Below are 26,504 nucleotides of genomic sequence, written 5' to 3' on the forward strand. Positions count from 1 at the left end.
CCGATCACCCGACCGACCCACCGGCCGCCGGCCCGCCGCCTCGCAGCCCCGTCGGCTCACCGGCCGCCGGTCTGCCCCTCTCCGCCCGTCGTCCTCCGGCCGTACAGCCTCCCCGGCGTGCGGCGTGCGGCGGACGCGGTTCGGCGGGGCGGCCCTCGACCACCCCTCGGCCGGGACCGTGGTACCGGGACGGCCCGGCCCGCCGGCCCGGAGAACCCACCGTGCGCTCCCCGTACGCCCGCTCCCACCCGCCGGGAGACCCGCCGCCCGCCCCGGACGGCCCCGCGCCGTGTGGCGGACGGCCCACGAACCGGCCCCCGGGACGCCCGGACGGCCCCGCCGCGCCGCCTCCGCCGCGCCGCTCGTCGCCCCGCCGTTCGGCGCCCGGCGACTCCCGGTCGTCTTCGCCGCCGGCCCGGGGCGGCCAGGGGCGGGCGTACGTCGTGTTCCCGGCCCCGGTCTTCCGGAGCCCTGGCGTTCACGGTTGTCGGCCCGGTCGCCCGGTGGGGCGGGGTGTTCCCTCGCCGGGGCGCGCACCTGTGCGGCCGCCGGTTTCCGACGACGGCGGTGACCTTCCCGGCCGCCGTCGGCGCGGCGGCCCCACGGTGTTGTCCGCCGTGTTCGAGGGCCGGGGCGCCACGATCGGAGGCGGCCACCCGCCACCGGCTCCCCGGGCCGGGCCGGAGGCCGGAGCCGGCCGCGGACTTCGGCGACCGCCTTGAGGAGGTTTCCCTGGGCCGGGCTGTGACCTGAGGAAACGTCGACTGCGGGATGCCTGGCCCGGGGAGACGCGCTTCTGCGGCCCTCGCGTGTTCACGGGGTTCCCCTACCTCGCGTGTTCACGGGGTTCCCCGACCTCATGCGTACTGAATCCGTTCCGGTCGGCCCTTCCTCGACTAGCGCCGTTGCCGCATCTGCTGGACGACCGGCACCGCCGCCAAACAAAGCAGCGCAGCTCCTCCGAACGCTGCGCCTGCCGAAAGGACGGCATCGGCGGACGAACTGCCGTTCAGCGCCTTGAGGAACCCGACGCACGCCGCGACAAGGGCGGAGAACAGGACCATGACCAGCAGCCAGGGAACCCAGGCACTGTTCACCGGCTCGGGCGCCGACGTGGGAGGAGGCGTCGAAGCAGACGGTTGGTGCGGGGTGTTCACAACGACGCTTCCTTCTCGAACGAGGGGTGGGACGGGGTTTCAGCGGCGAACTCGGAGGACCGGCCCAGCAACGCGTCGGCAAGAGCGGTACGGGCGCGCCGCAAAGAGGCGACGACGGTCTGGTGTGCGCGCTCCAGCTTGTCCAGACCGTCCAGCGCGGTCACGATCTCGTATTGCTCGGACAGCTTCGGCAGAGGGATGCGCAGGGATCCGAGGGACTCGGTGCGGAGCGACGGGGCCGCGGTAGCCGCAGCCCGGTCCCGCATCCAGGCGACGGACTCATCCAGGCACAGGTAGTGGAACAGGTACTCCGGCAGGACTCGGTCCCGACACCCTTCGCTCACACGGATTCGGATGACGTTCGGGCTCATCAGCCAGCCGTCCTGGTGTTGCCGGACCAACGCCGGAGGGACGATCGCGCCCGAGCGGACACACACGATGTCCCTTCCCCGCAGTTCGAAGCTCCTCAGCCGACGAGCTGTTTCCTCCGAAACCCGCTCGTCCTGTGCGTCGGTGATGCACCGGTCCCTCAGATGCCGCGGGAACACAACGGGAATCGGCCCGCCGCTACTGCGTTGAGCCCTACCCAGTTTGGAATAGGACGGGCCGGCCTGAATCTGGCACAGTGAATCGAGGGTGTGTACGGAGGCCGGCCGGACCCTCCGAGGCAGCGGTCCGCGGTCCGCGACGAACGGCAGCACGGCGGCGGCGTCCTGGACCTCGCGGAGGTGTTCCTCGGCGTGGCGCAGTTGCTCCCAGACGAACCCGACCCCGGACTCGTGCTCGGTGTTGTCCGTTCCGTCCTTCCGGCGCGCGACGTGGTCGAGGGGGTTGAGCGAGTAGTCGCTCTGCCGCAGTTTTTCCCGGGACACCAGCGCACCGGGAACCTGCTGCTCTGCCGTCGTCGTTCCGAGCGGAGGAGCGGCTTCTCCCGGGCTCCTGCGAGCGCGGTAAGCGTTGAGGAGGTTTTCGGCGTCCAGGGTGCTGAGAATGCGGCGTGACCCGTCCTTCGCTCCCATGTGCCGCGCGTCGAGGAACAGAGTGCTGTCGCACGGGTCGTCGGGATGGCGCAACAACCACACGGAGACCGGTACGGCAGTGCTGGTGAACAACTGGGCCGGCAGGGCGACGACACAGTCGACTACGCCGCCTTCCACCAGGTTCCGACGGATGGCCTGCTCGGCCCTGTGCCCTGAATTACCCGCCTTGTTCGGCATGATGATGCCGGCCCGCCCTCCTTTGCGAAGCTTGGACAGGCAGTGCTGGACCCAGGCGAAGTTGTCATTGTCGAGGGGCGGAGCCCCGTACGCCCAATGTCCCTGACGACGTTGTTCGCCGCTGGAGTCGCTCATGTTGAACGGCGGGTTGGTGAGCACGATGTCGAACGACCCCGGCGGAACCCGCTCCGAGCTCTCGTTCCAGGGGGGCTGAACGCTTGAGGTCGATGGCTGGGGGGACGCCGTGGAGAAGGAGATTCATGGTCGCCAGCCGCCAGGTGTCCGCACGCCATGCCTCGCCGTATGTCCGCACGGGCTTCTCGCGCGGCAGGCCGTCGTCGTCCACGGCACACGCGGCCACAGCCTCAATGAGGAACCCACCGTCGCGGGCGTACGGGTCGTAGACGGATTCCGGCTTTCCAGGACCGAACTCCGAGCAAGCCAGCCGAGTCATCAGCCGGACCACAGAACGAGGGGTGAAGAACTCTCCGCTGCCCAACGCAGCTCGTTGTTCGTACTCGTCGAGGATCAGCCCGAACACGTCCTCGTCGAGGCGACTCATCGCGTCCACGACATTACGCAGATCACGAGCCGTCCTCGGTTCGAGCCGTCCCAGGGCCTCCTGCATGCTCGAATGGACACCGAGGTCACGCATGTCCTCGTCGGTCTCACGGCCGATGTCCCGGAGCAGTTGGGCGGCTTCGTCGAGACTGCCGACAGCGCGAGCCCTGGCGGCCAACGTCTCGAACCGGTGGGCGGCGGCACCGTGGAGATAGTGGAGGCAGAACAGCAGGCTCAGATAGTCGAGCACGCTGGCCGCCCCTCGGATCCGGTCCACGAGACCGTCCATCAGCCCGGTCACGATCCGCCGGTTCTCCGGACGGGGTTCGTCGACGGTGCCGGTCGGGGCGCGGTATGGCGATCCACCACTGTGCCGACGCCTCGCTGCCCCGCTCGGGGCCCTCCCCGCTGCTTCCCTCCTCCGCGCCCGGTCCCCGTAGGTGGTTCCGACGGCTTCGTCGGCCGCGAGCCGTTCGGGCGGGACCAGCCGGCGGTCGAGCCAGCTCATGACCTCCGACTGTCGGTAGTAGTCCTGCCCGTTCGAGCGCCGAGGCGAAGGAAAGTCGGCCGCCTGCTTCTCCCAGCCGGTTATGGTCGGTCGGCTGACCCCCGCCAGCGCGGCGATCTGCGCTCGTCCGAGCAATGGATCCTCACCCGTCGATGGATACGGCATGAACGTCGGCCCCCCTGTTGCGCCGTGAAGTAGTGGTCTACGGGGAGCAAGCCTAGGGGGAGCCGACACGGGAGGCCAGGTGCGCACCCGAAGTGCGCAAGGAAAGCACAGGTAAGAACACAGCAAGGGCGAGGGTCGCTCCACCCTTGAAATCCGGCCCATCGGCGTACTGCGAGACTTCTCCCCTCTCCCTGAGAAGTGAAGAGGGTTCTGGGTCAGCGCCTGCTGGGCAGTGCCAGCCTCGCTCGACCGGGACCCAGGTGCACCTGCACCGGCGGGTCCGCCCCCGGTACAGTCGGGCAGCCACGGCGAGGCACCTTGGCAGGCGACGGCCTCGAGCCCCGAAAGTCCGCAGCCGTCCCGGGAGAACTCCACTTCCGACGGAGCGGACGGGAACACAGCGGCTCACGTGCCGCGCTCACCCACCAGCACGAACAGCGACCGTCCCTGGGCCGTCACCGTCGGCTCGGGGCCGCGTTCCGCGGTGGCCGGTGGCCGGTGGCCGGTGGCCGGTGGCCGGTGGCCGGTAGTCGGTGGCCGGTAGTCGGTGAGCGGACTGCGGTGAGGAGACGTGGACTCCGCGCGGGTCCAACGGCACGGCCTCGAACACGACGAAGGGCCAGCTCGAAAGAAACCCCTCCTGAGCTGGTCCTCCTGCCTGTGCCCCGGCAGGATTCGAACCTGCGACATCCGCTGAGAAGTTCGATCGAACGCGGTCCGACTGCAGCCGTCAACTGGCGCGACGACCAGCGGGAGTCGCCGGCGTTCGTCCGCGCCCCATGTCGTCGATGTCAGCTGTGGACGTCAGGCGTGTTCTCATCCGTAACTCCAGTCAGACCCGTTAGCGAAAGCCATGCCCGACCGTTACGGCCGAAGGTTGGTCGGCACAAGCCTTCGGCCGTCGTGTGTCACCTGGTAGCACCCGGTGCTGCCTTGGTCGGTATGAGCGTTCAGCCCGAAATCACCCAACGGGATCTACGCAGCCGGTCTCGAGAGATCATGGATGCCGTCCAGGGCGGTCAGTCGTTCACCGTCACCCGCGACGGACATCCGATCGGCCAGCTCGTCCCGCTGCGCCGACGCCGTCGGTTCGTCTCCCGCCAGGAGTTCGCCGCGATGTCCAGGACCGCCCCCGGCATCGACCTTGACAGGTTCCGTGCCGATCAGGACGCCACGGCCGACACCTACCCGGGTGATCCCTATGACCGCTGACCGCTCGACGCATCAGCAGGGCCTCCTCGACACCAACACCATGATTCTGCGCCGCTGGGTGGCACCCGAGGAACTGCCGGACGAAATGGCGATCACCGCCATCACCCTGGCCGAGTTGTCCGTCGGTCCGCACGAGGTCCGTCGCAACGACGAACAGAGCAGTTACGACGAACACGCCGAACGCGCCCGCAGACTCGACGTCCTGCAACGCGCCGAGAACGAGTTCGACCCCATCCCCTTCGATGCCGAAGCGGCCCGCGTCTACGGCCGTATCTGTGCCGCAGTGATCAGCGCCGGCCGCAAGCCACGCCGCCGGGTGGCCGACCTGATGATCGCTGCCATCGCCGTGGCCGAGGAATTTTCCCTCTTCACCACCCACCCCGACGACTTCAAGGGGCTGGACGACCTCCTCACCGTCGTGCCGGTCACCCGCCCGAGGGCGCCCCACGAAGGTTGACGGCAGGGCACTGGTGCGGTGGTGGCAGACCGGACTTCACAGTTCGCCGGAGCACGGACGTGATCACGCAGCAGGGCCGATTCGAGGGATCAAGCCCTCCGAACCGGCCCCGTGCCGTGTGCCCCCGGCAGGATTCGAACCTGCGACACCCGCTTTAGGAGAGCGGTGCTCTATCCCCTGAGCTACGGAGGCGGGGATCTGTAGGAAAATGTGCAGGAAATTGCGACGGAAGTCGCGATCCCGGACACATCGGTCCACTGATCCAGCGATGCGCCAGCGGACTGGCGCGCCGCCGTCAGTGTAGCGGGTGGGGGTGTGCAGGCGAGGGGGTTACCCCGCCCGGTCAGGGGGGAACCGTCCAGCTGGCGGCCGGACCCGGGTCACCTGCGAAGTTCGCCTACTGTGCCGAGGGCGATGAAGGTGATCATCCAGGCGAAGCCGAGGTGGATGAGCAGGGCTCTGGGGGCGCCGTAGGTCGGCAGGCGCTTGTCCCGGTGGGAGTGGTCGAGGGTGCAGTCGGTGGGCTCGCCGTCCTGGCGGAATCCCTTGAGGCGGTCCTCGAGGTCGGTGTTCGGTGGGATCTGGTGGAGGTGTTCGCACCGGTCGAACCCCGGTCGCTCGGTTCCGGGGTCGAGTGCCCTGTCCTCCTTCGTCTCGTAGACGGTCTGAAGGGCGGGGAGAGGGCGAACGTACGCAAGGTCGTCATGGCGGCCTTGCGTCGACGGCGAGGACACCTCGGCGCTCGGTGTCATGACTCAGGGCGAACCGCACTCCCTCGCGCTCTCCCTCTTCCTGCCGAGGGTCACGGAGGGCGGAGTGAAGCACAGCTCGACTTGTGTTTTTTCGCCCGGCGGCGGATGTCGGCTCCCTGGTGGGCGGACAGGTTGTCCAGGGCCACGTGGATCGGTGCGCCGTCCGGGCGACGTGGGTCGACTTCGAAGCAGCCGGCGTGTTCACGGCTCCCTTCCGGCTCCGATTCACACTCCACAGGCGATCGTCGCCCACCGAGTGGCAACCGTGGAAGTACCGGACTCCACGGGCGCGGTGGTAGGTGGCCGGCAACCGGTCGGGACGCCGCCTTCCGGCCTGGTCTGCTTCCGACCCCCCGGCTCACCGAGGGCCTGGTCTGCTTCCGACCCGGCCCACCGCCGACCCGGGCTGCTTCCGCCTCGGGCTGCTTCCCCCCGGGCCGGCGGTGGACCGGATTCCGAGCGGGCCGAACCCGTCAAAGGCGAGAACCCGGCCCTGGGAGCGGTCCAGGACGTGCTCGATACGGTCCGGCTTCGTCTCCCGTCCGAGGTCTGGGGACTCCTTCCGGGGCTTGGTGTGCTGAAGCCGCGACGCCCGGGCCGTCCCGCACCACGGGGCGCGCCAAGCTGCTTCTCCGGCACTCCGTCGCACCCGCGGAGACGGTTCGGCGGGCGAGGGCCCTTCCGGCCCTTCCGGCCCTTCCGGCCCTTCCGGCCCTTCCGGCCCTTCCGGCCCTTCCGGCCCTTCCGGCCCTTCCGGACCCTCCGGCCTCTCTGGCCCCTTCGGCCCCTTCGGCCCCTTCGGCCCCTTCGGCCCCTCCGGCCCCTTCGGCCCCTCCGGCCCCAGCCCGGTCTGGGCGCCGCTACCGCCCGTACGGGCCCGGGCTCGCGTATGACCGGGTGCGGGGTTGGCGGGCCGAGACGATGGTCCCGTCCGGAACTGAGCCCTGACTGTTCGTCACCGTTCGGTTTCTGATAGTTGTTTGAGCGGGGTACGGGCGCATGCCCGTGGCGGTGTTCTCCGGCACCGCAGGGAGGACGCACATGAGCACCACCACTCGGGACGAGATCCTCGCCGGCGAGCAGCGGGCGGTGGACCACGCGTACGACTGCTACACCGCGAAACTGGCCGAACTGAGCGGCACCTCGGCCGCCACCGCCTCGGCGAGCGGCAAGGACGGGATCACCAACCGGGCCGAGGCGGAGGCGCGCGCGGAGGCCTACGGGGGGCTCGGCGACGAAGCCCTGGTCTTCGCCCGCGTCGACGCGCCGGAGGACCCCGGAGGAGAGCCCCGCCCCTGGTACATCGGACGCCGTGGCGTGCACGACGCCTCGCACGAGCCGGTGGTCCTGCTGTGGACTAGTCCCCTGGCGAAGAAGTGGATCGAGACCCGGCCCGAGAGTCCGGGCGAGGTGGTCCTGCGTCGGCAGCTCCGCTGCGCGCAGCGGAAAGTCGAGGGTTACTTCGACGAGATCTCCCCGCCGGCGCCCGCTTCCGCGCCGGCGCCCGCTTCCCCGCCGGTGCCCGCTTCCGCGCCCTCGGCCGTACCCGGGCCCGCCACCGTACCCGGGCCCCGTCGGGCCGCCGACGACAGCGTGGCGGAGGAGACGGAGGCGCCCCAGGGCCCGGGGCACGCGCCGGCCCCCACCCCCGGCGATGTCGTACGGCGGCAGCGGCGGAAGGCGCTCCAGCCCGACGACTTCCTGCTGCGGGAGCTCCAGCGGTCGCGCGGCGGCCGGATGCGGGACATCGTCGAGACCATCCGCCGCGACCAGATGGAGCTGGTCACCGGTTCCCCCTCGGACATCCTCGTCGTGCAGGGCGGCCCCGGCACCGGCAAGTCGGCGGTCGGTCTCCACCGAGTGACCTGGCTCGTCAACAACGAGCACTTCAAGGCCCAGGACATCCTCGTCATCGGCCCGCACCAGCGGTTCCTCGACTACGTCGGGCAGGTCCTCCCCACCCTCGGCACCCGGGGCGTCAACGCCGTCCAGCTCGACCGCCTGTGGGAGGGCGAGATCCTCGGCACCGACTCCCCGAAGGCGCGCCTGGTGAAGTCGGACGAGCGCATGGCGGCCGTGCTGCGGCGTCGCGTCGAGAGCGACTACCGCCCCGAGGCCCTCGACGCCCTCACCGTCGACCCCTCTTTCGAGGGCGACGAGCCCGCGATCGTCGTCACCGCCGGCAGTACGACCCTCCGCGTGCCGAAGTCCGAGGTCCTCGCCCTCCTCGACCAGGCTCACGCCGGCGACGGGCCCTTCCGGGAGCGGCGCGACCGCTTCCGCGGCCTCTTCGTCGACCGGCTCCTCCAGGAGCTCGCCGACATCGCGCCGCGCCGCGGGCAGGCCGGCACGATCCGCCGCGACCTGGAACGCAACCGTCGGGTCGAGCGCCTCATCGAACGCGTCTGGCCGTCCCCCGGCCCCCGGGAGGCCCTGCGCAGCCTCTACGACTCGGCCGACCTCCTGCGGGACTGCGCCGACGGCATCCTCGACGAGGACGAGCGGACGGTCCTGCTGCGGCCCCGCGCCGCCAGCGCCGACGCCGACCCGTGGACTCTCGACGACCACGTCTGCCTCGAAGAGCTCCGCGTGCTGATCAGCGGCGACACCCCGCCACGCTACGGCCACATCGTCGTCGACGAGGCCCAGGACCTCACGCCCATGCAGGCCCGCTCGCTGCGGCGACGCTGTGCCGTGGGCGGTTCCATGACCGTCCTGGGCGACCTCGCGCAGGCGACGGGCGCCCACGTCCCGGCGAGCTGGGACCTGCTCGGGGCGCTCCTCTCCGACCACGGCGACTGGAGCGTCGCCCAGCTCACCACCAGCTATCGCGTCCCCGCCGAGATCATGGAGTTCGTCGCCCCTCTCGCGCGGACGATCGCCCCGTCCCTGCCGTACCCGCGGGCCGTCCGCGAGGCGGGAGCGGACGCCGTACGGACCGTGGCGACCGAACCGTGGAAGCTGCTCGACGACACCGTCGCCCACGTGGCACGGCTCGTGCGCACCAGTGACGGCAGCACCCCCCGCTCCGTCGCCGTCGTCGTCCCCGACGACTCGGACTGGCTGGAGGCCATCAGCCGCCGGATCCACGAGGGCAGTGACATCGCCGAGCAGGACCGCGAGGCCGTGTCCGTACTGGCCGCCACCCAGGCCAAGGGAATGGAGTACGACCACGTCCTGGTCGTCGAGCCGGCGACGATCGCCGACCGCGGTCCCGCCGGGCTGCGCCAGTTGTACGTGGCCCTCACCCGCAGCACCCAGAGCCTGACCGTCCTGCACACCGCCTCGTTGCCGGAGGCGCTGACGGGTTCCGGGAACGCCCAGGCACCGTCGGTGCCCGAGGCCCGGCCGGAGGACGACGGGACCGGGGGGCTTCCCCGGGTCGGCACCGATGTTCGGGTCGAGGTCGTGGACCGGGCTCCGGGCGGCCGCTACAAGGTCAAGCCCCTGTCGCCGGTGATCGACCGGCCGCTCGTCCTCACCGTCCGCCACGGATCGGTGCCCCCGCGGCGGGGCGAGAGGCTGGACTGCTGGGTGTTCGTGAACGAGACGACCCAGACCGTGCTCACCGCCGACCAGCGCGGCCGGTCGCCCGTTTCGGAGCGGATGGCGGGGCGCTACCTCGCGGCCCTGGACGTTCTCGCAGAACTGACCGAGAACGAGGGCGACGTCCCCGACGCCCGCAGCCGTCTCTCCGAGCTCCAGGGTATGGCCAACCGCGTCCTCCGACGGGACCAGGCCGACTGGGTCGACGTGCTTCACCTGCTCGGCGATCCGGACAGGGAACGACTCGGAGCCCTTCGCGACCTCGCCGCGGCCACCAACCGCGCCCTCAAGGAGGGCACCTTCGACGCGGGCCGACTCGCGGAGAGACTGGTTGCTTCCGGCTGGGCCGAACCTCTCGCCGAAGCGCGGCGAGGCCTCCGGAAGCGCTTCGGCGCGGTGACGGAGCCGAACTCCGACGATGTGGCCCCCACCACCCCGACGCCGCCCGACCAGAAGGAAGAAGTGCGGATGACCACCGCAAACACCACCGCAGACACGACCGCCGCAACACCGGACGCGACCACGAAGGACAGCCTCCTTCGGACGTTGGAGGCTGCCGCCGGCACCGACCGCACGTGCAAGAGGCACGAAGCGGTTCGCCATGCGTTGAAGGCTTCACTCCTCTGGGCGGACCTTCAGCCGACCGACTCGGCGATCGTCGACGTCGGCTGTGTCACCCAGCACGGTCTCTTCCTCTACGAGGCCTTGGGCGCGGGCCGCTCCACCTACGCAGACCTGCGATCGGGTGCGACCCGCCTACTCGAGATCAACCACACGCTCCCCGCACCGGCTGACGGCCTCTACCTCGTTCTGGCCGAACCGCCTGCCGAGAACTGGTCCGCGGACACGATCCGCGACGTCTTCCGGGTCAACGTCATCTGGCGCAGTCCGACCGGCTGGGGCGGCGAGAACGTGGAGACCGCCTTCGGCTCCTCGCAATGAACGACGACCGATCGCGAAGGCATTCGGCTTTCGCCTCACAAGAAGGGGCCCGGTAAGGCCGTACCCGCGTTCGGAACCGCCGTCGGAGGCGCCCTCGACCGGACTGCCTTGGAGGCGATCGTCGACGCCGCTGAGACGGCGTACCGGCGGCGGTTCCTCCTTGCGGAGCCCCACACCTCGGTGGAGGGGAGGAACCCCGTCCTCCCCTGGTGCGGCCGCTGATGCAGCCGCACGATGTGCGCGCGGGCCACCGTCGGCGGCCCCGTCGACTTCGCCGGCCGCCCGAACGGCGTCCTCCGCGCCCCGAGCGCGGAGAGCACCCGGTCCCGTACGCCGGGCAGGTCCCGCGCGGGCTGACGGCGGGACGGCAGGTGGTCCAGCACGCCGAAGACGCGCCGGCGCCAGCCGGTCACCACCGAATAGCGCCATCCGCACGCAACCGCCATCCGTACGCAACCACCGTCTCGCGGGCCGCCGCGAACTTCAGCGCACCGCTCGCCTTGACCCGACGGGCCGGGCAAACGCCGAGCAGCTACTCCCGGCCATCGGCCACAGTCAGGAAATCCGGGATATTCCGTGACTTTCCTTCGACGTGCTCGAAGTGGAGGCGAAGGGCCGGGACAACACCTCTGACGCCTCGGGGAAGTCGAGCGCGTCCGGTGGGCGGGGCCCCTCGATCGGCTCGCACCCGTGAACCCGGCCGGTCGTGACCGTGTACCGCGGTCCCGGGCGGTGTCACCGGGCCCGTCGCCGGGTGAGGCCGCGGACCGGCCGCGTCGACAGCACCGGAGCGTGCGCCGTGTCCCGTGCGGGCCGGGAGACCTCGCCGCCGATCCTCCACGTCGGCCGAGAGCGCGTATCAGCAGTGACCGCTGGACGCGGGCGCGAGGCGTCCCCGGCCGTCGGGGCCAGGCGGCCGGCGGGGCTTGGTCCAGTTGCTCCGGTGGGTAGAGGCGGTGGCCGGTCACCGGGTCGACGCGGGCGGGAGCCGGCAGACCGCCGGGCCCGTCGTCGAGGCACCCGGCCGTACGTGCCCGGAGGGAGGAGAGGGAGGAGAGGAGGGAGAGGAGGAGGGAGAGGAGGAGGGAGAGGAGGGAGAGAAGGAAGAGGAGGGGAGGCGAGAAGTCGATCTGGGGGAAGGCGGGGCGAGCGGGGGGAGGCAGGGGCCGGAGGGGCGGGTGGTGCATCCTCCGGCACACCAGACGCTTTGCTTTCAGATCGCGGTCGTTGTCCTGTTCGAAAGGGTGATGTCGTTTTCGGGTGCCCTTGCCGCATTCCGGGTGACTGGTCATGATGAGGGCGCACGCCACAGGCGCATCCGACGGTCGGACGGGGGACGGACACGTGTCGTGGGAAGAGGAGTGGGCCGAGCTCAAAGCGGAGGCCCTGGTACGTCTGCAGGACCCGGCGCGCATGCGGCTGAACCAGGTCGCGGCCGATCCGGGCGGTGGCGCCGCCGGCCCGGACGGGCGCGGTGGGGGGTACGCCGTGAGCGCGGACTCCATCGACGGCAGTTCCCACGTGCTGCTGGAGATCGCCGGGGTGCTGTACGAAGGGCGCATGGACGGTGAGAACGCGACGATGTGCCGTGCCCCCCGGTCCCACCAGGAGGTCTCCGCGCAGCTCGTGACGTTCGCCCGGTACGCCCAGGACCAGTACAACGACGCGGTCGTGCTGCTGACCGCGCTGTCCGGCAAGCTGACGTCCGCGGGCAACGCGTACACGCAGTACGACGAAGCGGTCCGCGGGCAGCTGGACGCCGTGCTCGTCTCGGGGCGGTACACCGCCCCCGGGGACCGGTGACGGGCCCATGACCTACCGTGCCGACGTACGCTTCCTCGAGGACGCCAACCCGGCGCTGATCGGGCGCAGCGCCGCGGAGTTCACCCGGCTGCACCGGCTGATCGACACCACCGACGACGCCTTCGCCAAGGCGGCCGCGGTGCGGTGGCGCAGCGAGGCCGCCGACCTGTACGCCCGGCGGCTGCGCGAGGCGCGGGACATCACCGACGCCCTGTCGCGCGCCTTCCGGGCGGTGGCGGGCGCCCTCACCTCGTACGCCGAGGCCGTCACCACGGCCAGGAGCCACTACAAGAGCGGCAGGGCGTCCGAGGGACGGCTGGCGGAGGTGATCGGGCGGGAGGCCGTCGCCGTCACGAGGACCGCGCGGGCGGCGGAGCCCCTGCGGCAGTGGGAGGACCTGCGCTCCACGACGGGCTTCCTGGACTGGATCGCCGAGCTCGGTGTCGACCTCGACGCCATCCGGGGCGAGGCCGAGCGCCTCTACCAGCAGACCCGCGGCCACTACGACGACGCCCTGCGCGTGGAGTCCGGGGCGCGCGAGAAGTGCGTCGGCGACCTGAGGGCGGCGTACCGGTCCCTGCCCGACTTCACCGGCCCCGTCTCCGATCCGGCGCGGTTCCTCAGGAGCCTCGGGCCGCTGGGGGCCGAGGCGCGGCAGGCGAGCGACCACCCCTTCGCCCGGCTCCCGGGAGCCGGGCCCAAGGTGGACGACATCCCCACCACCGGCACCCACGTCGTGGTCAGCGAGACCCTGTTCCGCATCCAGACCCGGGTCGACGGCCTGCCCGGCGGCCAGGGCAACAACTACTGGCTCCCCTCCACCTCCGACGAGGGGCGCCGCGAGTTCGTCTCGGCCAACAGCCACATCATCAGGGCGGCGGCGCAGGACGCGGGCCTGCCGCCGGAGATGGTCGCCGGGATCGCCTGGCGGGAGGTCATGGGCGACCCCGCCCTCCTGGACGACCTGGCCTACGAGGGACGCAAGTTCCTGCCCGGCACCAAGGATCCCGACGAGACGTCGATGGGCCCGCTGTCCATCCAGGTCCGCCGCGCCGCGGAGGTGCTCGGCTACGACCCGCACCACCTCACCGACCAGCAGCGCGACCAGGTGGTGGGCGCTATCAGGAATCCGGCGAAGAACATCTTCATTGCCTCCGAGTACCTCGCCCAGCTCAAGGCGGAGAGCGATTTCGCCGACGTGCCCCCGGAGCGCATGACCCGCGACCAGATGCAGGAACTGGCCGCCCGCTACAACGGCGGCCCCTACTACCGGGACCCCGGTGCCCAGGGCTACGGCCGGGACTTCGCCGGGAACCTGGACGAAGCCCGGAGGGCCCTGCGGTGAACCGTCCCCGCCCGACCACACCCGCACCGCCCGCCCCGAGGGCCCGTGCGACCGTCGCCAGCCGTGTCGTCTGCGGCGTGCTGACGGCGCTGGCGCACGTCCCGGCGGCGTACCTCGTCCTCCTCGCGTACCTGGCGAGGCCGGCCGGGCCGTGGGACACCGAGAGCGTCGCCCACGCGCAGTTCGCCTCCGGTCTCGCCCTCGTCCTCTCGGCCGTCACCGCGCTGCTGACGTGGGTCTTCGTCAAGGCTGGCTGGCTGCCCCGGGGGTGGTACGCGGCCCCCGCGCTGCTGGGGACGGCCGCGCTGCTGCGCCTGACGCTGCTCGCGCCGGAGCTCTGACCTCGCCGGAGTTCTGACCATGCCGGAGCTCTGACCTCGCCGGAGTTCTGACCATGCCGGAGCTCTGACCTCGCCGGAGTTCTGACCATGCCGGAGCTTCGACCTCGCCGGAGTTCTGACCGCGAGGACGCCCGCGCCGGGGCGCGGTGGGAGCCGCCCGCCGGTGCGCCCTCCCCTCCCGCACGGCCGCCCGCCGGGTGGGAACCGACTGCCGCCCGCCGGTCGACCCGGGGCGGCGGCCGACCGCCTGCGCGGGCACGGGACGGGAGAGGCGGTCACCGCGGTGGTACGGCTCCGGGGGCGCCGCCCGGCCCGGTGACGGTCGGGGAGCCGCGGACGCCCGCCGTGCGGCGCCCGGCCGCGTACGGGGCGTCCCGCACGCCGTCGTGCGGGGCGCATCCCCGGTCCCGGGACGCGGGCGGGAGGGCCGTGGCGGACCGGCCGCGGGATCCCGCGCACGCCGCGGCGGAACGGGCGGGCCGGTGCCTCAACCCCGGGTCACCCGCACCCGGTACGCGCCGTTCCGCTCCCGCGACAGGACCGTCACCGCCACCCCGGCCGCCTCGTCGCGGAACGTCTCGCCGGGACCGTACGGCGCGTCGGAGAGTTCGGCGTGCACGTTCGGCCGGCGGGTGCAGCCGCCGCTGCCGGGCTCGCCGTCCTCGACGGTCACGGGGCCCTGGCCGGTGTCCACGTCGGTCCGCACCCGGTAGACCAGCACGCCCGGTTCGCACACCGCCTCGTCGTTGCCCTCCCGGGTGCGGACCTCCAGCACGTACCCGGCCAGGTCGCTCAGCGGGACGACCGCCAGCTTCGCGCCGCCCCCCGCCCGGGCCAGCGGCGTCAGCGTGTACTCGCGGGTGCCGCGCTTCGAGGCGCAGCGCACCTGGTCGTCGTCGAGCCAGCCCAGTTTCCACTTGTGCCAGCCCAGCAGGTCGTTGTTGGCACCCCAGTCCTCGGACATGATGTCCCAGTGGCCGACCGCCGCCCCGCCCTCGGTGGTGTACAGGTCGGGCAGGCCGAAGACGTGGCCGTTCTCGTGCGGCAGCACGCGGTAGCCGGTCTCGTGGAAGGACCCGGAGCCGTCGTCCTGGCGGCTGTACACGAAGGACGTGTTGGAGAGCGTCACCCCGTCCGCGGTCGGCGCCTCGCCGTTTCCGGAGAAGGTGACCGACAGGACGGTGTCCAGTGCCGACGGGCCCGCGTTCGGTGTGACCAGGACGTTGACCAGGTCGTATGTGCTGAAGTCGACGTGCTCGTCGGCCGCCTCGACGATGTGCTCGACCAGCTTCCGGTAACCCGGTTCGTAGGGTGCGCCGCGGTCGACGCCGTACTCGGGGAACGGCAGCGGCATCCGCAGCCAGGCCGGCACGGGCGTGTGGGGGACGTACCGCAGCCGCCCGTACGAGCTGACGCGGAACCAGTCGGCGGTCTGCGGGAAGAACTCCGCGAGCCGGTGCATCGCCGGGCCCTCGCCGGGTGCGTCAGGAAAGTCGATCATCAGGTTGAGGGCGCGGATCACGCCGGTGGAGCGGACGTAGCCGGGCGGGGTGGGGACGCCCTCGGACATCTGCACCCCGATCTCCGCCCGGATGCGGCAGGCGGCGAGGCCGCCGGCGCCGGCGGCCTCCGCGAGCGCCCCCACCACGGGGGCGGGAGCCTCCGACCCCGAGGTGGGGGCGGGGCCGTGGAGTGTGGCGCTCGCCGTGGCGAGGGCGGCCACGGCGAGCGCCGTGACGGTTCCGATCGCGGCCGTCCTGCGTATTCGCCGCCTCCGGCTGGTCGGCTGCTCCATGCCCACAGCCTGTTCCGGGTGGTGCGGGGGCGCTCGCCGGGTGGCCCGATCGTGGGAACGCGCCTGCGGGGTGACGCAGGTCACGAGGGGTGGTGGAACAAGCGGGGATGATCTCCCCGTTTGTGAGGGTGGGACGGGCGGCCGGAGGAGTTCTCCCGACCACCACCCCGCCTTCCGGACGGAGTTGAGGAGTGCAACCGTGACCGCCGTGACCGCCGCGGATACCGCGGGTGCCGCCGTTCGGGTGACATGTGCCGCATCGGGCGGATCCCGTACGTCCGGCGGATCCGCCGCATCCGGGGGGCCTGCCGCGTCCGGTGCGTCCGGTGGGTCCGCCGCACCGGGTGGGCCCGTCGCGTCCGGTGGGTCCCGTACGTCCGGCGGATCCGCCGCGGACACCGGGCACGGGGGCGCCGGTGCGGGGCGCGCCCCGCTCAGGGCGGACGCGCTGCGCAACCGGGAGCGGATCGTCGCGGCCGCGCGGGAGGCGTTCGTCGAGTCCGGCGCGGAGGCGGCGCTCGACGAGATCGCCCGCCGCGCCGGCGTCGGCAACGCCACCCTGTACCGGCACTTCCCGGACCGTACGGCCCTGGTCCGCGAGGTCGTCGTCCACGTCATGGCCCGTGTCGCGCAGAGCGCCGAACGGGCCGCCGCCGAGGAGGCCGACCCGTTCGCCGCGCTGCGGCGCTTCGCGCACGAGGCGGCCGACGAACGCGTCGGCGCCCTGTGCCCGATGCTCTCCGGCGCCTTCGACCACGACGAGCCCGGCGTCGCCGCCGCGCGCGACCGGTTGGAGGGCGCCGTGGAGGGGTTGTTCGCGCGGGCCCGGACGGCGGGACGGCTCCGCCCCGACGCCGCCGCGGGCGACCTGCTGACGGCCCTGTCCCAGCTCACCCGGCCGCTGCCGGGCACCGCGTGCCCGGCCAACGACCGGTTCGTCCACCGCCACCTCCAGCTCCTGCTCGACGGCCTGGAGGCCCCGGGCCGCTCCCGACTGCCGGGAGTCCCGGTGACTTTGGAGGACCTCCGGAAGCGGGGCCGCCCCTGACGGTCGCCCGCCCGTCCACCGCGCGCCGTCCCCCGCCCGTTCCCCGAACTCCTGTTCCGCCACCCGTCTCCCGGACTCCCGTTTCCCGGAGCCCTGTTCCCGGACTCCCGTCCCCGAGGCCCCCGTTCCCCGAACCCCGATTTCCGCGTACTCGCCCTTCACCGACGACCCAAGAGGCGGCCACACCCATGTCGAACACCCCCGGGACAGCCGAAACGCTGCCCGACCCCAGGCGCTGGAAAGCGCTGGTCTTCATCGCCCTGGCCCAGTTGACGGTGGTCCTCGACGCCACCATCGTGAACATCGCCCTGCCCTCCGCCCAGCGCGACCTGGGCATCTCGGACGGCAACCGCCAGTGGGTCATCACCGCGTACGCCCTCGCCTTCGGCGGCCTGCTGCTGTTCGGCGGCCGGCTGGCCGACCTGTGGGGCCGCAAGCGGGCGTTCGTCGTCGGCCTGCTCGGTTTCGCCGCCGCGTCCGCGCTGGGCGGCGCGGCGACCGGCGAGGCGACGCTGCTCGCCTCCCGCGCCCTGCAGGGCGTGTTCGGCGCGCTCCTGGCGCCCGCCGCGCTGTCCCTGCTCGCCGTGACCTTCACCGAGGCCCGCGAGCGCGCCAAGGCGTTCGGCATCTACGGCGCCATCGCGGGCGGCGGCGGGGCGGTCGGCCTGATCCTGGGCGGCTTCCTCACCGAGTACCTGGACTGGCGCTGGACGTTCTACGTCAACGTCCCCTTCGCGATCGTCGCCGCGACCGGCGCGCACCTCCTGGTCCGCGAGCCCGCCGGCGGCCGGAACCGCTCGCCGCTCGACGTCCCGGGCGTCGCCCTGTCCACGCTGGGCCTGGTGGCGCTCGTGTACGGCTTCACGCGCGCGGAGTCGCACGGCTGGACCGAGACCGGGACGGTGGCCGTCCTCGTCGCGGCGGTGGGGCTGCTGGCCTCGTTCGTCGCCGTGGAGTCGTCGGTGAGGCATCCGCTGCTGCCGCTGCGGGTGGTCACCGACCGCAACCGCGCCGGGGTCTACCTCTCCCTGGGCCTCGCGGTCATCGCCATGTTCGGCCTGTTCCTCTTCCTCACCTACTACCTCCAGGTGGTGAAGGGCTACTCGCCGCTGAAGACCGGCTTCGCGTTCCTTCCGATGGTCGTCGGCATGGTCACCGGCTCCACCCAGATCGGTACGCGGCTGATGGTCCGCGTCCCGCCGCGGCTGCTGATGGCCCCCGGCTTCCTGACGGCCGCCACCGGCATGCTGCTGCTGACCCGGCTGGAGGTCGGCACCTCGTACGCGGGCCTGATCCTGCCCGCGCAGCTGCTGCTCGGCCTGGGCATGGGCACGGCGTTCATGCCGGCGATGGCTCTGGCGACGCACGGCGTCCAGCCGCGTGACGCGGGAGTGGCCTCCGCGATGGTGAACACCTCGCAGCAGGTCGGCGGGGCCATCGGCACGGCCCTGCTCAACACCGTCGCCGCCTCCGCGACCACCGCGTACCTCGCCGCCCACGCGGCCTCGGCGACCTCGCCGCAGGCACAGCGACTGGTGCGGCTGGAGGCCATGGTGGAGGGCTACACGTCGGCCGTCTGGTGGGCGGTCGGCATCCTCGTCGCCGCCGCGTCGATCGCGCTGGCGCTGGTCAACACGGGCAGGCCCGGCTCCGCGCCGCGCGGCGCGGTGAAGGGCGGTGCGCCCGGCGACGAGGTCCCGGCGCCGGTCCCGGCCCACTGAACCCGGACCTCGCCGGCCTGCCGGGCCCGGACCCCGCCGGCCCACTGAACCCGGACCCCTCCGGCCTGCCGCCCGGCCCGGGCGTCTCCGGACCGGCGGCCCACTGAATCCGGGCCCCGCCGGCCTGCCGCCCGGCCCGGGCGTCTCCGCACCGGCGGCCCCCGTCCCGGTTCCGCGCCGTCAGCGGAGCCAGGGTAGGTCCGCGTCCGGGTCCGGCGGCTCCAGCGCGTCGGCCACCGCGCGCATGATCGTGCCGAGCTGGTCGACCTGTTCGGGCGTGAGCCGGTCGAACACCGCCTGCCGCACGGCCTCGACGTGGCCGGGCGCGCTGCGGCGCAGTACGTCGAGGCCCTCGTCCGTCAGGTACGCGTTCTGGCCGCGCTTGTCGGTGGGGCAGTCCTCGCGGCGCACCCAGCCGTTCCCCTCCAGGCGCGCGACGGCGTGGGAGAGGCGGGAGCGGGTGATCTTCGCGCCCTTGGCCAGCTCCGTCATCCGCAGTCGGCGCCGGGGCGCCCGGGAGAGCTGGACGAGTAGTCCGTAATAGAGGTGCGGCATCCCCGCGTCGCGCTGGAGCTGCCGGTCGAGGTGGTCCTCCAGAAGCATGGAGGCGTGGAGGTACGCCCCCCAGACGCGCTGTTCGCGGTCGGTCAGCCAGCGCGGGCCCTCCGGGCGCCCCGGCGCGGCTCCGGACGCGCCGTCCCCGTCGGTGGATGCGGTGCTCATGTCCTCCACTCTACTTCTTATTGAAGGTTCAATCATCCGCGTTACCCTTGAGTCCTGTGAGCTTGAAACTTCAAGCACAAGGCTCCTGCGACGCGGAGGACCCGCTATGACCGACACCACCGAGCGGATGCCCGCCCTCTACCTCTCCCACGGCGCCCCGCCCCTCGCCGACGACCCCGTCTGGCCCGGCCAGCTCGCCGCCTGGGCCGCCGACCTGCCCCGGCCGACCGCGGTCCTCGTCGTCTCCGCCCACTGGGAGGAGGCCCCGCTCGCGCTCGGCGCCACCGAGACCGTGCCGCTCGTGTACGACTTCTGGGGCTTTCCCGAGCACTACTACCGGGTCCGCTACCCGGCTCCCGGCGCACCGGCGCTCGCCGAGGCGGTCCGCAAGCTGCTGCGCGCTCCCGGCATGCCCGTACAGGACATCCCCGACCGGGGCCTCGACCACGGCGCGTACGTGCCGCTCGTCGAGATGTTCCCGGACGCCGACGTCCCCGTCCTCCAGGCGTCCCTCCCCACCCTCGACCCGGTGCGGCTGATGGAGCTGGGCCGCAGGCTGGCGCCGCTGCGCGACGAGGGCGTGCTCATCGTGGGCAGCGGCTTCTTCACCCACAACCTCGCCGCGCTGCGGCGGGACGGCATCCCCGCATGGTCGGCCGAGTTCGACGACTGGGGCCGCCGCGCCCTGGCCGAGCGGGACGTGGACGCCCTGCTGGACTTCCTCCGCACCTCGCCGGCCGGGCGGCTCGCCCACCCGCGCACGGAGCACTTCGCGCCGCTGTTCGTGACCCTCGGCGCCGCGGACGCGGTGGGCGAGCTGGACACCGGCCGCAGCGTCATCGACGGGTTCTGGATGGGCCTGGCCAAACGGTCCGTGCAGTTCGGCTGAGGGCTCGGCCGAACCGCGGGACGACCGGCCCGACCGGCCGCGCGGCGGCGACCGGCGCGACCGGGCCGGCGACGTCGGGCGCGGAGCCGGCGAGCTTGACGGCGTGCCCGTCACCGTGGGCGGCGGCCCGCTCGGACACCTCCTCCGCCGTCGCGCCGGTCACCACCCCGCACGGAGCGGGCGCCGCCGACGCGTACGCGGCCGTGACCGCCGCGCCCGCCGCCCACGCGGCGGCGCCGGAGGCCCACGGCTCCCGCCGCCCACGCGGCGGCGCCGGAGGCCCACGGCTCCCGCGGCAGGGCGACGGCACGCGCAACACGGCGTTGGACGCGGCGTGGACCAGCGTGACCGGCTCCCCCCGCGCGTGGGTGCCGTACCGGTGGGTGGCGGCGACGAGCTCGGTGAGGCGCTCGCGCGCCGTGTCCGGGCCGGGCGCCCCGCCACCGGGGCGGGGCCGTCAGCCGGGCCAGCCGGGGGCGGATGCCACCGGACCGGCCGGGGGCGGCGTCCAGGGCGGCGGCCGCGGTGGGCGCGGCGTCCAGGGCGGGGGAGCGGTGGCGGGGGCCGATGGCGGGCGGCCCGGTGACCGGGGGCGTGCGCGAGCTCGGCGGTGCGCGGGACGGTCCCCTCGGCGGTGAGCAGGGTCCGTACGGCGTGGCCGACGCGGATCACCGGATGGGTGGAGCCGCCCGCGATGCCGGGCAGCCGGCGCGGCACCACTCGGCGAGACCTCGCGCCAGGGCCGCTCGGCGGTCTCCCGCGCGAAGTACCCCGCCCGGTCCGCGGCCCTTGCCGGATCACCCAGGGTCCCGTGCCGGTCCTCCCGCGCCGCACGCCCGCGGGAACCGGCGTCTCCCCCGCCCGGTCCGGTACGCGTCGAGCCAGCGGCGCACGCGCTGCGCCCGGCCGTGCCGCACGAGCGCCCCGCTCGCCACCGGCGCGTGGTCGCCGAGCCGCCCCGTCGCTCCGGGCCGCAGGCGTGCGGCCGCTCCAGCGCCTCGTCGAGAACGCCGGCGGTTTCGGCGGCGTCGGCGGTGCCTGGAGTGGCGAGGACGCCGGCGGTTTCGGCGGCGTCGGCGGTTCGGCGGCCGGGGTGGGCTCGCCGGTGGTGTGGCCCTCCGTGGAGCGGACCCCAGGAGGGTGCGGCGCCCGGCGGAACGGGCCGGGGCCCGGCCCCGGAGGGCGAGCCGCCTCCCGCCCGGGTTCCGGTGCCCGCCTGCGGGGCCGCCCGCGGGAGGCCCTTCCGGAACATCCCGGGCGCCCCGTCCGTTGTCCGGGCAACCGGGGGGCTGCGGGAACCGTCCTCCCGGTCGGAGGGAGCGCGGGGTGGCTCCGTTCGGGGGATGCGGCAGGGTGCCGCGTGTGACGACCGTCTCACCCGCGCGGGGGTCGTACGGCCTCCACGCGGGTCGGATTCGGGTGGTGTGTCCGCTCCGACCTGCACTTCCGCTCGGGTGATCACCGGGAGCCCCGCCCATCGGGCGGCACAGGGTACTGCATGATCGGTGAAACTGATGGGCGGCATGGGAATTCTGTCCCGATTCCAGTCGTTGTTTCCACCGGATGCAGGGCACCCGGAAGGGTGTCGCGACCTACTCAGTAAGGGAGCTCGCATGGCAACCCGTGCCGTCGCCCGTCCGCAGTCCGCCACCACCGGGGCCGACCGGGTCGGCGGTGTTCGCGCCGTGGGCGGGGAGATCGCCGACCGCGACCTGGTCGGCATGTACCTCGACGAGATCGCGCGCACGCCGCTGCTCGACGCCGCCAAGGAGGTCGAGTTGTCCCAGATCATCGAGGCGGGCGTCTACGCCCGGCAGATCCTGGACGGCGAGGTGGAGACCGAGGCGGGTGGTGCGAGCCGGGAGGAGCTGGAGCGCCTGGTCGCCGAGGGCGAGCGGGCGAAGGAGGTCTTCATCCGTTCCAACCTGCGTCTGGTGGTGGCCGTGGCCCGGCGCTACCCGCGCAGCGGGCTGCCCCTGCTCGACCTGATCCAGGAGGGCAACGCCGGCCTGGTGCGTGCCGTGGAGAAGTTCGACTACACGAAGGGCTTCAAGTTCTCGACGTACGCGACGTGGTGGATCCGCCAGGCCATCACGCGGTCCATCGCGGACCAGTCGCGGACCATCCGGCTCCCCGTCCACCTGGTGGAGGAGCTGGGCCGTATCCGCCGCGTGCAGCGCGAGTTCAACCGCGAACACGGGCGCGACCCGGAGCCCGCCGAGATCGCCGCGGAGCTCGGCTCCACTCCGGAGCGGGTCTCCGACGTACTGGACTGGGCCCGTGACCCGGTGTCGCTGAACATGCCGGTGGACGACGCCGGAGAGACCCAGTTCGGCGACCTGTTGGAGGACACCTCGGCGGTGTCGCCCGAGCAGTCGGTGCTCACGCTGCTGCGCAGCGAGGAGCTGGACGACCTGATCGGCCGCCTCGACCACCGCACGGCGTCCATCATCCGCATGCGGTACGGCATCGAGGACGGCCGCGAGCGGACGCTCACGGAGGTCGGCAAGGAGCACGGCCTGACCCGCGAGCGGATTCGCCAGATCGAGAAGCACGCCCTGCTGGAGCTGAAGCGCATGGCCCGGGACACGGGCTTCGACGCGGCGGCGTGACCCCGGGGCTCACCGCCCCGCCCGCCCCCCGGGGCGGCGCCGCAGCCCGGGGCGGGGCGGGGCGGCGGCCGAGGGCCGGGGGCGGGGCGGCGGCTTCGAAGGCACGGCCCCCCTCACCGGGCGGCCGGGTGCACGGTCCGTCGTCTCACCGAGCGGCCGGGCGTACGGTCCGTCGTCTCTCCGGCGGCCGGCCCCGTGACCTTCCTTTCCGCCGGCGGCCGGGCCCGGGGCGCTCCCGTCCCCATCCGGCGGCCGGGGACACGGCCTTCCGCCTCTCCCGGCGGCCGGGGCCCACGGCACTCCCGCCGCCTCCGGCGGGGGCCGCGGCCCGCAGGTGCCGGTCGGCGCGGCGCCACCCCCACCGGTCTTCCCGGCCCTCGGCCCCACCGGCCCCGGGCGCCCGCCCCCGGGCCGTGTGACCTTCGCCCGTCGGCGTCGCCGCCGGCGCCGGTGCTCACCGCGTCCGAGCCGCGGCACCTCCGCCACTGCACGCGCCGGCACTCACCGTGCCCGTGTCGCGCGCACCTCCATCGCCGCCCGGGCCGTGTGCTCGTCCTCGTACACCTCGCACATGTGGCGGCCGTCCGGTGTGGCCGTGTGCTCGACCTCCCAGACGCTCATCTCCGTCCCGTCCAGCAGCAGGAACGCGTGCTCGTACAGCGAGAAGCCCGCCTCCCTGCCACCCGCCACCCCGCACTGACGGCCGAACACCTGCTGGATGTGGTGGGCGAACGCCCCGCGCAGCCGCGCCGCGACCGCTTCGCCGGGCCGGTCGGCGTTCTCCGCGCGGCGCAGCACCCGGCGCGCGTGGTCCGCCGAGTCCTCCGGCACGTACAGGCGCGGCGCGGGCGCCGGGGGGCGCACCATCAGCGCGCTCAGCAGCTCCAGGTCCGCGTCCAGGTCGTCGGCGAGCGGGTCCGCCCGCCCCACCGCTCCGGGGACGTCGAACGCCGCCGACAGGCGTGCCGCTGCCAGCCTCACGTCCGCCTCGTCCGCGTACAGCTCGTGATGGTCCCGGCTGTCCCCGCCCGTGTGGTGCACCAGCTCCCACAGGGTCAGGGAGCTGCCGTCCGCCAGCAGGTACGTGTGCCGGTACGTCGCGCGGTGCAGGGCCGCGCTGTGGTGGGAGGAGTGCAGCGCGCTCGCGTGCGCCAGCGTCGAACGCAGCCGCTCGACCAGGGCATCGGGCAGGTCGAAGGAGTTGAGCGCCCGACCCAGGAGCCGCTCGACGTGCAGCTCCGTGGTCTCGTACGGATCGTTCCGATCGATCGGATCGTTCAAGGTGGGTCTCCAGGCCGTCGCCGCATGTGACTCGATGCTTGCTCAAGGTAGTGCCTAGGTACGACAACGCGACCGGCTTCCGGGAAACGAAGGGCGCGCGAGGCGGGTTCCCGTGCGCCCCCGGAGGGTCGGCCGACGCCCCGGCCGGTGGCCCGGTCGACGGCCGACGGCTGTTTTTCCGGGGCGTCCGGCCCCGGAAGGCCCGGGAGCGGACGTTCCAGGCGGCGCGCCGCGCGGGACCCGATATGGCGGGAAGTCGCCATCGGCCCCATGGGGGAGCACAGGACCGGGGCCGTGCGCACCCGGCCCGTGCGGGCGGGTACGGCGCAGCGGCCGACGGGTGCGCCCGGCACACCTCGGCGGCGAGCACCGGAGCACCGGCGAGCCGCACGGGCGCCGCCCCGGCGCCGTCAGCCTCACCCGGTGCGGACGGCGCAGCCGCCGGTGCGGGGCACCGTTGGGCCGCACGGGCGCCACCACCCGGTGCGGACGGCGCAGCCACCCGGTGCGGGGACCGTCGTACGGCCCGGCGACCGCCAGCCGGCACGAGCGGGGCGGCGACCCGGCGCGGGCGCCGTCACCCGGTATGGGCGCCGCCACTCGGCACGGGCGCCGTCACCCGGGCAGGCCGCCGTCACCCGGCGCGGAGACCGCCGTACGGCGCCGTGGCCCCGCTCCGGCACGCCGGGGCGGACGGCGCCCCGCGGCGTGCCGGGGGCGGGACCCGTCCGGCGTGCCCGGGCGGAGGAGGCCGCCGCCGTGCGGGCGCGGGCGGCCTCCCCGCCCGCGCGGAGCCCGCACCGGACGGCGTACGCTGGACGCATGAGTACCGCCCCCGTCTCCGGGCCGCGCGCTGCGGAGAACCGGTCCGAGCCCGAGAAGAGGCCCGCGCTGGTCTTCGACGATCCGCTGGAACAGCAGTCCGCGGACGACACGGACCGCGGATGGGGCGAGCGGGCTCCGGGCGGCGACGGCGCGGCCGACGACCTGGCCCGCTTCCTCGACGAGAAGCCGCCGCACCACCTCTGAGCCGTCGCCGCGGTCCCGCTACGGGGTGTGGTCCCCCGAGCCCGGGACCTTGCCGCCCTCCCGGCGGACGAGTGCGTCGCGGATGTCCTTCAGCACGTCCAGTTCGGTGACCTCCACGTCGTCCCGGTCGCCGTGCAGTTCCTTCTCCCGGGCCGCCTTCCTCGCCAGGTACTTGGCCATCGGCAGCACCATCAGGAAGTAGACCACCGCGGCCGTGATCAGGAAGGTGAGCGTGGCGCTGAGCACCGAGCCCCACAGGATGGCCACACCTTCGGTGACCTCACCCCCCTTGACCACGCAGGGGCCCTTGAGGCAGGACTGGTAGCCGTCCAGGCTCTTCGTGCCGAAGGCCCCGACGATCGGGCTGATGACGCCCTTCACGATCGCGTTGACGATGTTGGTGAACGCGGCGCCGATGACGACGGCCACCGCGAGGTCCACCACGTTCCCCCGCATCAGGAAGGCCTTGAAACCCTCCAGGACGCTCGTCCTGCTCTCCTGACTCACTCCGGTGCCTTTCGTCGCGCGTGCAGTGGGCGCGGCCATTACGCCCCGCGGGAGGCGGGCCCGTCCAATCGGCGGGCGCGGTCCGGCGGCGCCCGGACGCGCGGGTCAGCACAGGACCACCGCCAGGTGCGAGGTGGCGGACGCGGCGACGAGGCCCGGGGCGGCCGCCCGCGGCACGGCCAGCACGAGCAGCGCGCCGCCGCCCCCTGCGGGCCCGTGCGGACCGTCCGGCGGGCCGCCCTCCCCCTCCGCGGCGCGGGGCACGGCCGTCACCCGGGCCCCGGTCACCACGATCCGCGCCTCGGGGCCGCCGTCCTCCGCCGACGCGCCCGCCGGAGCCGCCGGGGCGGCGATCACGTCCACCCGGTCACCGGGCCGCAGCAGGCGCACCGTGGCCCCGTCCGCGATCCGCACCGGCGCGGACACCAGGTCCCGCGCCGCCTGCCGTGCCGGCACCGCCGGCGGGCCGGTCCGCCCGGCCCGCACCGCGTCGGCCGCCGGGTCCGCCCCGGCCGCGGGCCCGCGGACACCCGACACCGCCACCACGGCGGCCGCCGCCGCCAGCCCCGCCGCCACCGCCCGCCCCCGGCGCCGCGCGGCCCGCCACAGCCCGAACCGCCCGCCGCGCACCCGCAGCGGCGCGAACCGCGGCACCGCGCACGTCTCCGGTACGAACGACGCCGGAAGGGGGCCGGGGGAGGGGCCCGGGGGCGGGAAGGCGGGGGAGGGCGCGGACTGGTACGCACGGGAGGTCATGGCACACCGCCTGTCGTCAGGAGGGCTTCGCCGGCACCGTGCCGGCGCGCTTCACCATCCCGCGTTTCCCATGCCTCCGCACGGGCCTGTGGACGACTGCACCGCCTGTGGACAACGCGTTCGTCCACAGGAGTGCG

At 73.5% G+C, this 26,504-nt stretch carries 20 protein-coding genes and 1 tRNA gene; 11 read left to right on the forward strand and 10 right to left on the reverse strand.

Translation table 11 applies throughout. The features are described from left to right. Positions 1-896: 896 nt before the first annotated feature. The 3 genes from LUW75_RS14650 to LUW75_RS14660 are packed head-to-tail and all read right to left on the reverse strand — an operon-like array spanning position 897 to position 3,443. Entirely contained in the window at positions 897-1,157 is a 261-nt protein-coding gene (locus LUW75_RS14650) for a hypothetical protein (RefSeq protein WP_250336011.1), read from the reverse strand. Then, positions 1,154-2,533: a type I restriction-modification system subunit M/S gene (locus LUW75_RS14655; RefSeq protein WP_250336012.1), complete on the reverse strand. Its 1,380-nt coding sequence runs from the start codon at positions 2,531-2,533 to the stop codon at positions 1,154-1,156. The genes LUW75_RS14650 and LUW75_RS14655 overlap by 4 nt, the downstream gene beginning before the upstream one ends. Beyond that, the gene (locus tag LUW75_RS14660) at positions 2,439-3,443 is read right to left on the reverse strand and encodes an N-6 DNA methylase (protein WP_250336013.1); all 1,005 of its coding nucleotides are present in this window, start codon (positions 3,441-3,443) and stop codon (positions 2,439-2,441) included. The genes LUW75_RS14655 and LUW75_RS14660 overlap by 95 nt, the downstream gene beginning before the upstream one ends. Positions 3,444-4,550: 1,107 nt before the next feature. On the opposite strand from LUW75_RS14660, the gene LUW75_RS14665 reads away from it, so the two are divergent. After that, positions 4,551-4,820, forward strand: a complete 270-nt coding sequence (locus tag LUW75_RS14665) for a type II toxin-antitoxin system Phd/YefM family antitoxin (protein WP_250336014.1) — start codon at positions 4,551-4,553, stop codon at positions 4,818-4,820. Continuing rightward, entirely contained in the window at positions 4,810-5,277 is a 468-nt protein-coding gene (locus LUW75_RS14670; RefSeq protein WP_250336015.1) for a type II toxin-antitoxin system VapC family toxin, read from the forward strand. The genes LUW75_RS14665 and LUW75_RS14670 overlap by 11 nt, the downstream gene beginning before the upstream one ends. A 119-nt stretch (positions 5,278-5,396) precedes the next feature. On the opposite strand, the gene LUW75_RS14675 is transcribed toward LUW75_RS14670, so the two are convergent. Next, a tRNA-Arg gene (locus tag LUW75_RS14675) sits at positions 5,397-5,469 on the reverse strand. Between the two features lie 188 nt (positions 5,470-5,657). After that, complete coding sequence (locus LUW75_RS14680) at positions 5,658-6,029, reverse strand: hypothetical protein (protein WP_250336016.1); 372 nt, start codon at positions 6,027-6,029, stop codon at positions 5,658-5,660. A gap of 1,041 nt (positions 6,030-7,070) precedes the next feature. On the opposite strand from LUW75_RS14680, the gene LUW75_RS14690 reads away from it, so the two are divergent. The 4 genes from LUW75_RS14690 (at position 7,071) to LUW75_RS14705 (ending at position 14,006) form a co-directional block, all read left to right on the forward strand. Further along, positions 7,071-10,517, forward strand: coding sequence for an AAA family ATPase (locus tag LUW75_RS14690; protein ID WP_250336017.1), 3,447 nt, complete (start codon positions 7,071-7,073; stop codon positions 10,515-10,517). A 1,344-nt stretch (positions 10,518-11,861) separates the two neighbouring features. Then, positions 11,862-12,320 (forward strand): hypothetical protein, encoded by a 459-nt coding sequence (locus LUW75_RS14695; protein WP_250336018.1) that lies wholly within the window; start codon positions 11,862-11,864, stop codon positions 12,318-12,320. Positions 12,321-12,327: 7 nt separating this feature from the next. After that, positions 12,328-13,665, forward strand: coding sequence for a hypothetical protein (locus LUW75_RS14700; protein ID WP_250336019.1), 1,338 nt, complete (start codon positions 12,328-12,330; stop codon positions 13,663-13,665). A gap of 77 nt (positions 13,666-13,742) precedes the next feature. Further along, positions 13,743-14,006 (forward strand): hypothetical protein, encoded by a 264-nt coding sequence (locus LUW75_RS14705; protein WP_250336020.1) that lies wholly within the window; start codon positions 13,743-13,745, stop codon positions 14,004-14,006. A 487-nt stretch (positions 14,007-14,493) separates the two neighbouring features. On the opposite strand, the gene LUW75_RS14710 is transcribed toward LUW75_RS14705, so the two are convergent. After that, complete coding sequence (locus LUW75_RS14710) at positions 14,494-15,801, reverse strand: M6 family metalloprotease domain-containing protein (RefSeq protein ID WP_250336021.1); 1,308 nt, start codon at positions 15,799-15,801, stop codon at positions 14,494-14,496. A 448-nt stretch (positions 15,802-16,249) separates the two neighbouring features. On the opposite strand from LUW75_RS14710, the gene LUW75_RS14715 reads away from it, so the two are divergent. Together LUW75_RS14715 and LUW75_RS14720 are read left to right on the forward strand one after the other, a co-directional pair. Beyond that, a complete protein-coding gene (locus tag LUW75_RS14715; RefSeq protein ID WP_250337675.1) occupies positions 16,250-16,849 on the forward strand; it encodes a TetR/AcrR family transcriptional regulator in 600 nt (199 codons plus the stop codon). A 188-nt stretch (positions 16,850-17,037) separates the two neighbouring features. Next, entirely contained in the window at positions 17,038-18,570 is a 1,533-nt protein-coding gene (locus tag LUW75_RS14720) for an MFS transporter (protein ID WP_250336022.1), read from the forward strand. Between the two features lie 180 nt (positions 18,571-18,750). Here the strand turns inward: LUW75_RS14720 and LUW75_RS14725 are convergent, their stop codons facing one another. Continuing rightward, positions 18,751-19,293, reverse strand: a complete 543-nt coding sequence (locus LUW75_RS14725) for a MarR family winged helix-turn-helix transcriptional regulator (protein ID WP_250336023.1) — start codon at positions 19,291-19,293, stop codon at positions 18,751-18,753. Positions 19,294-19,420: 127 nt separating this feature from the next. On the opposite strand from LUW75_RS14725, the gene LUW75_RS14730 reads away from it, so the two are divergent. Together LUW75_RS14730 and LUW75_RS14740 are read left to right on the forward strand one after the other, a co-directional pair. After that, positions 19,421-20,182, forward strand: a complete 762-nt coding sequence (locus LUW75_RS14730; protein ID WP_462933795.1) for a dioxygenase family protein — start codon at positions 19,421-19,423, stop codon at positions 20,180-20,182. A 1,613-nt stretch (positions 20,183-21,795) separates the two neighbouring features. Beyond that, positions 21,796-22,794: a sigma-70 family RNA polymerase sigma factor gene (locus LUW75_RS14740; protein ID WP_250336025.1), complete on the forward strand. Its 999-nt coding sequence runs from the start codon at positions 21,796-21,798 to the stop codon at positions 22,792-22,794. 501 nt (positions 22,795-23,295) lie between these two features. On the opposite strand, the gene LUW75_RS14745 is transcribed toward LUW75_RS14740, so the two are convergent. Then, the gene (locus tag LUW75_RS14745) at positions 23,296-24,075 is read right to left on the reverse strand and encodes a DUF6227 family protein (RefSeq protein ID WP_250336026.1); all 780 of its coding nucleotides are present in this window, start codon (positions 24,073-24,075) and stop codon (positions 23,296-23,298) included. Between the two features lie 822 nt (positions 24,076-24,897). Between LUW75_RS14745 and LUW75_RS14750 the strand changes: the two genes are divergently transcribed. Further along, entirely contained in the window at positions 24,898-25,104 is a 207-nt protein-coding gene (locus LUW75_RS14750) for a hypothetical protein (RefSeq protein ID WP_250336027.1), read from the forward strand. Positions 25,105-25,122: 18 nt separating this feature from the next. On the opposite strand, the gene LUW75_RS14755 is transcribed toward LUW75_RS14750, so the two are convergent. Next, positions 25,123-25,560 carry a large conductance mechanosensitive channel protein MscL gene (locus tag LUW75_RS14755; protein ID WP_462933796.1) on the reverse strand — a complete coding sequence of 146 codons (438 nt, stop codon included), beginning with the start codon at positions 25,558-25,560 and terminating at the stop codon, positions 25,123-25,125. Positions 25,561-25,716: 156 nt separating this feature from the next. After that, positions 25,717-26,367: an RcpC/CpaB family pilus assembly protein gene (locus tag LUW75_RS14760; RefSeq protein WP_250336029.1), complete on the reverse strand. Its 651-nt coding sequence runs from the start codon at positions 26,365-26,367 to the stop codon at positions 25,717-25,719. Between the last annotated feature and the right edge of the window lie 137 nt (positions 26,368-26,504).

The sequence above is a fragment of the Streptomyces sp. MRC013 genome (genome assembly GCF_023614235.1).
Classification (GTDB): domain Bacteria; phylum Actinomycetota; class Actinomycetes; order Streptomycetales; family Streptomycetaceae; genus Streptomyces.

What these genes read in the sequence shown, in the direction of transcription:
- LUW75_RS14665 (WP_250336014.1), top strand. Translation starts at nt 4,551, where the DNA reads ATGAGCGTTCAGCCCGAAATCACCCAACGGGATCTACGCAGCCGGTCT.
- LUW75_RS14660 (WP_250336013.1), bottom strand. Translation starts at nt 3,443, where the DNA reads ATGAGCTGGCTCGACCGCCGGCTGGTCCCGCCCGAACGGCTCGCGGCC.
- LUW75_RS14755 (WP_462933796.1), bottom strand. Translation starts at nt 25,560, where the DNA reads ATGCGGGGGAACGTGGTGGACCTCGCGGTGGCCGTCGTCATCGGCGCC.
- LUW75_RS14740 (WP_250336025.1), top strand. Translation starts at nt 21,796, where the DNA reads ATGGCAACCCGTGCCGTCGCCCGTCCGCAGTCCGCCACCACCGGGGCC.
- LUW75_RS14670 (WP_250336015.1), top strand. Translation starts at nt 4,810, where the DNA reads ATGACCGCTGACCGCTCGACGCATCAGCAGGGCCTCCTCGACACCAAC.
- LUW75_RS14760 (WP_250336029.1), bottom strand. Translation starts at nt 26,367, where the DNA reads ATGACCTCCCGTGCGTACCAGTCCGCGCCCTCCCCCGCCTTCCCGCCC.
- LUW75_RS14730 (WP_462933795.1), top strand. Translation starts at nt 19,421, where the DNA reads ATGCCCGCCCTCTACCTCTCCCACGGCGCCCCGCCCCTCGCCGACGAC.
- LUW75_RS14690 (WP_250336017.1), top strand. Translation starts at nt 7,071, where the DNA reads ATGAGCACCACCACTCGGGACGAGATCCTCGCCGGCGAGCAGCGGGCG.
- LUW75_RS14750 (WP_250336027.1), top strand. Translation starts at nt 24,898, where the DNA reads ATGAGTACCGCCCCCGTCTCCGGGCCGCGCGCTGCGGAGAACCGGTCC.
- LUW75_RS14710 (WP_250336021.1), bottom strand. Translation starts at nt 15,801, where the DNA reads ATGGAGCAGCCGACCAGCCGGAGGCGGCGAATACGCAGGACGGCCGCG.
- LUW75_RS14680 (WP_250336016.1), bottom strand. Translation starts at nt 6,029, where the DNA reads ATGACACCGAGCGCCGAGGTGTCCTCGCCGTCGACGCAAGGCCGCCAT.
- LUW75_RS14725 (WP_250336023.1), bottom strand. Translation starts at nt 19,293, where the DNA reads ATGAGCACCGCATCCACCGACGGGGACGGCGCGTCCGGAGCCGCGCCG.
- LUW75_RS14700 (WP_250336019.1), top strand. Translation starts at nt 12,328, where the DNA reads ATGACCTACCGTGCCGACGTACGCTTCCTCGAGGACGCCAACCCGGCG.
- LUW75_RS14720 (WP_250336022.1), top strand. Translation starts at nt 17,038, where the DNA reads ATGTCGAACACCCCCGGGACAGCCGAAACGCTGCCCGACCCCAGGCGC.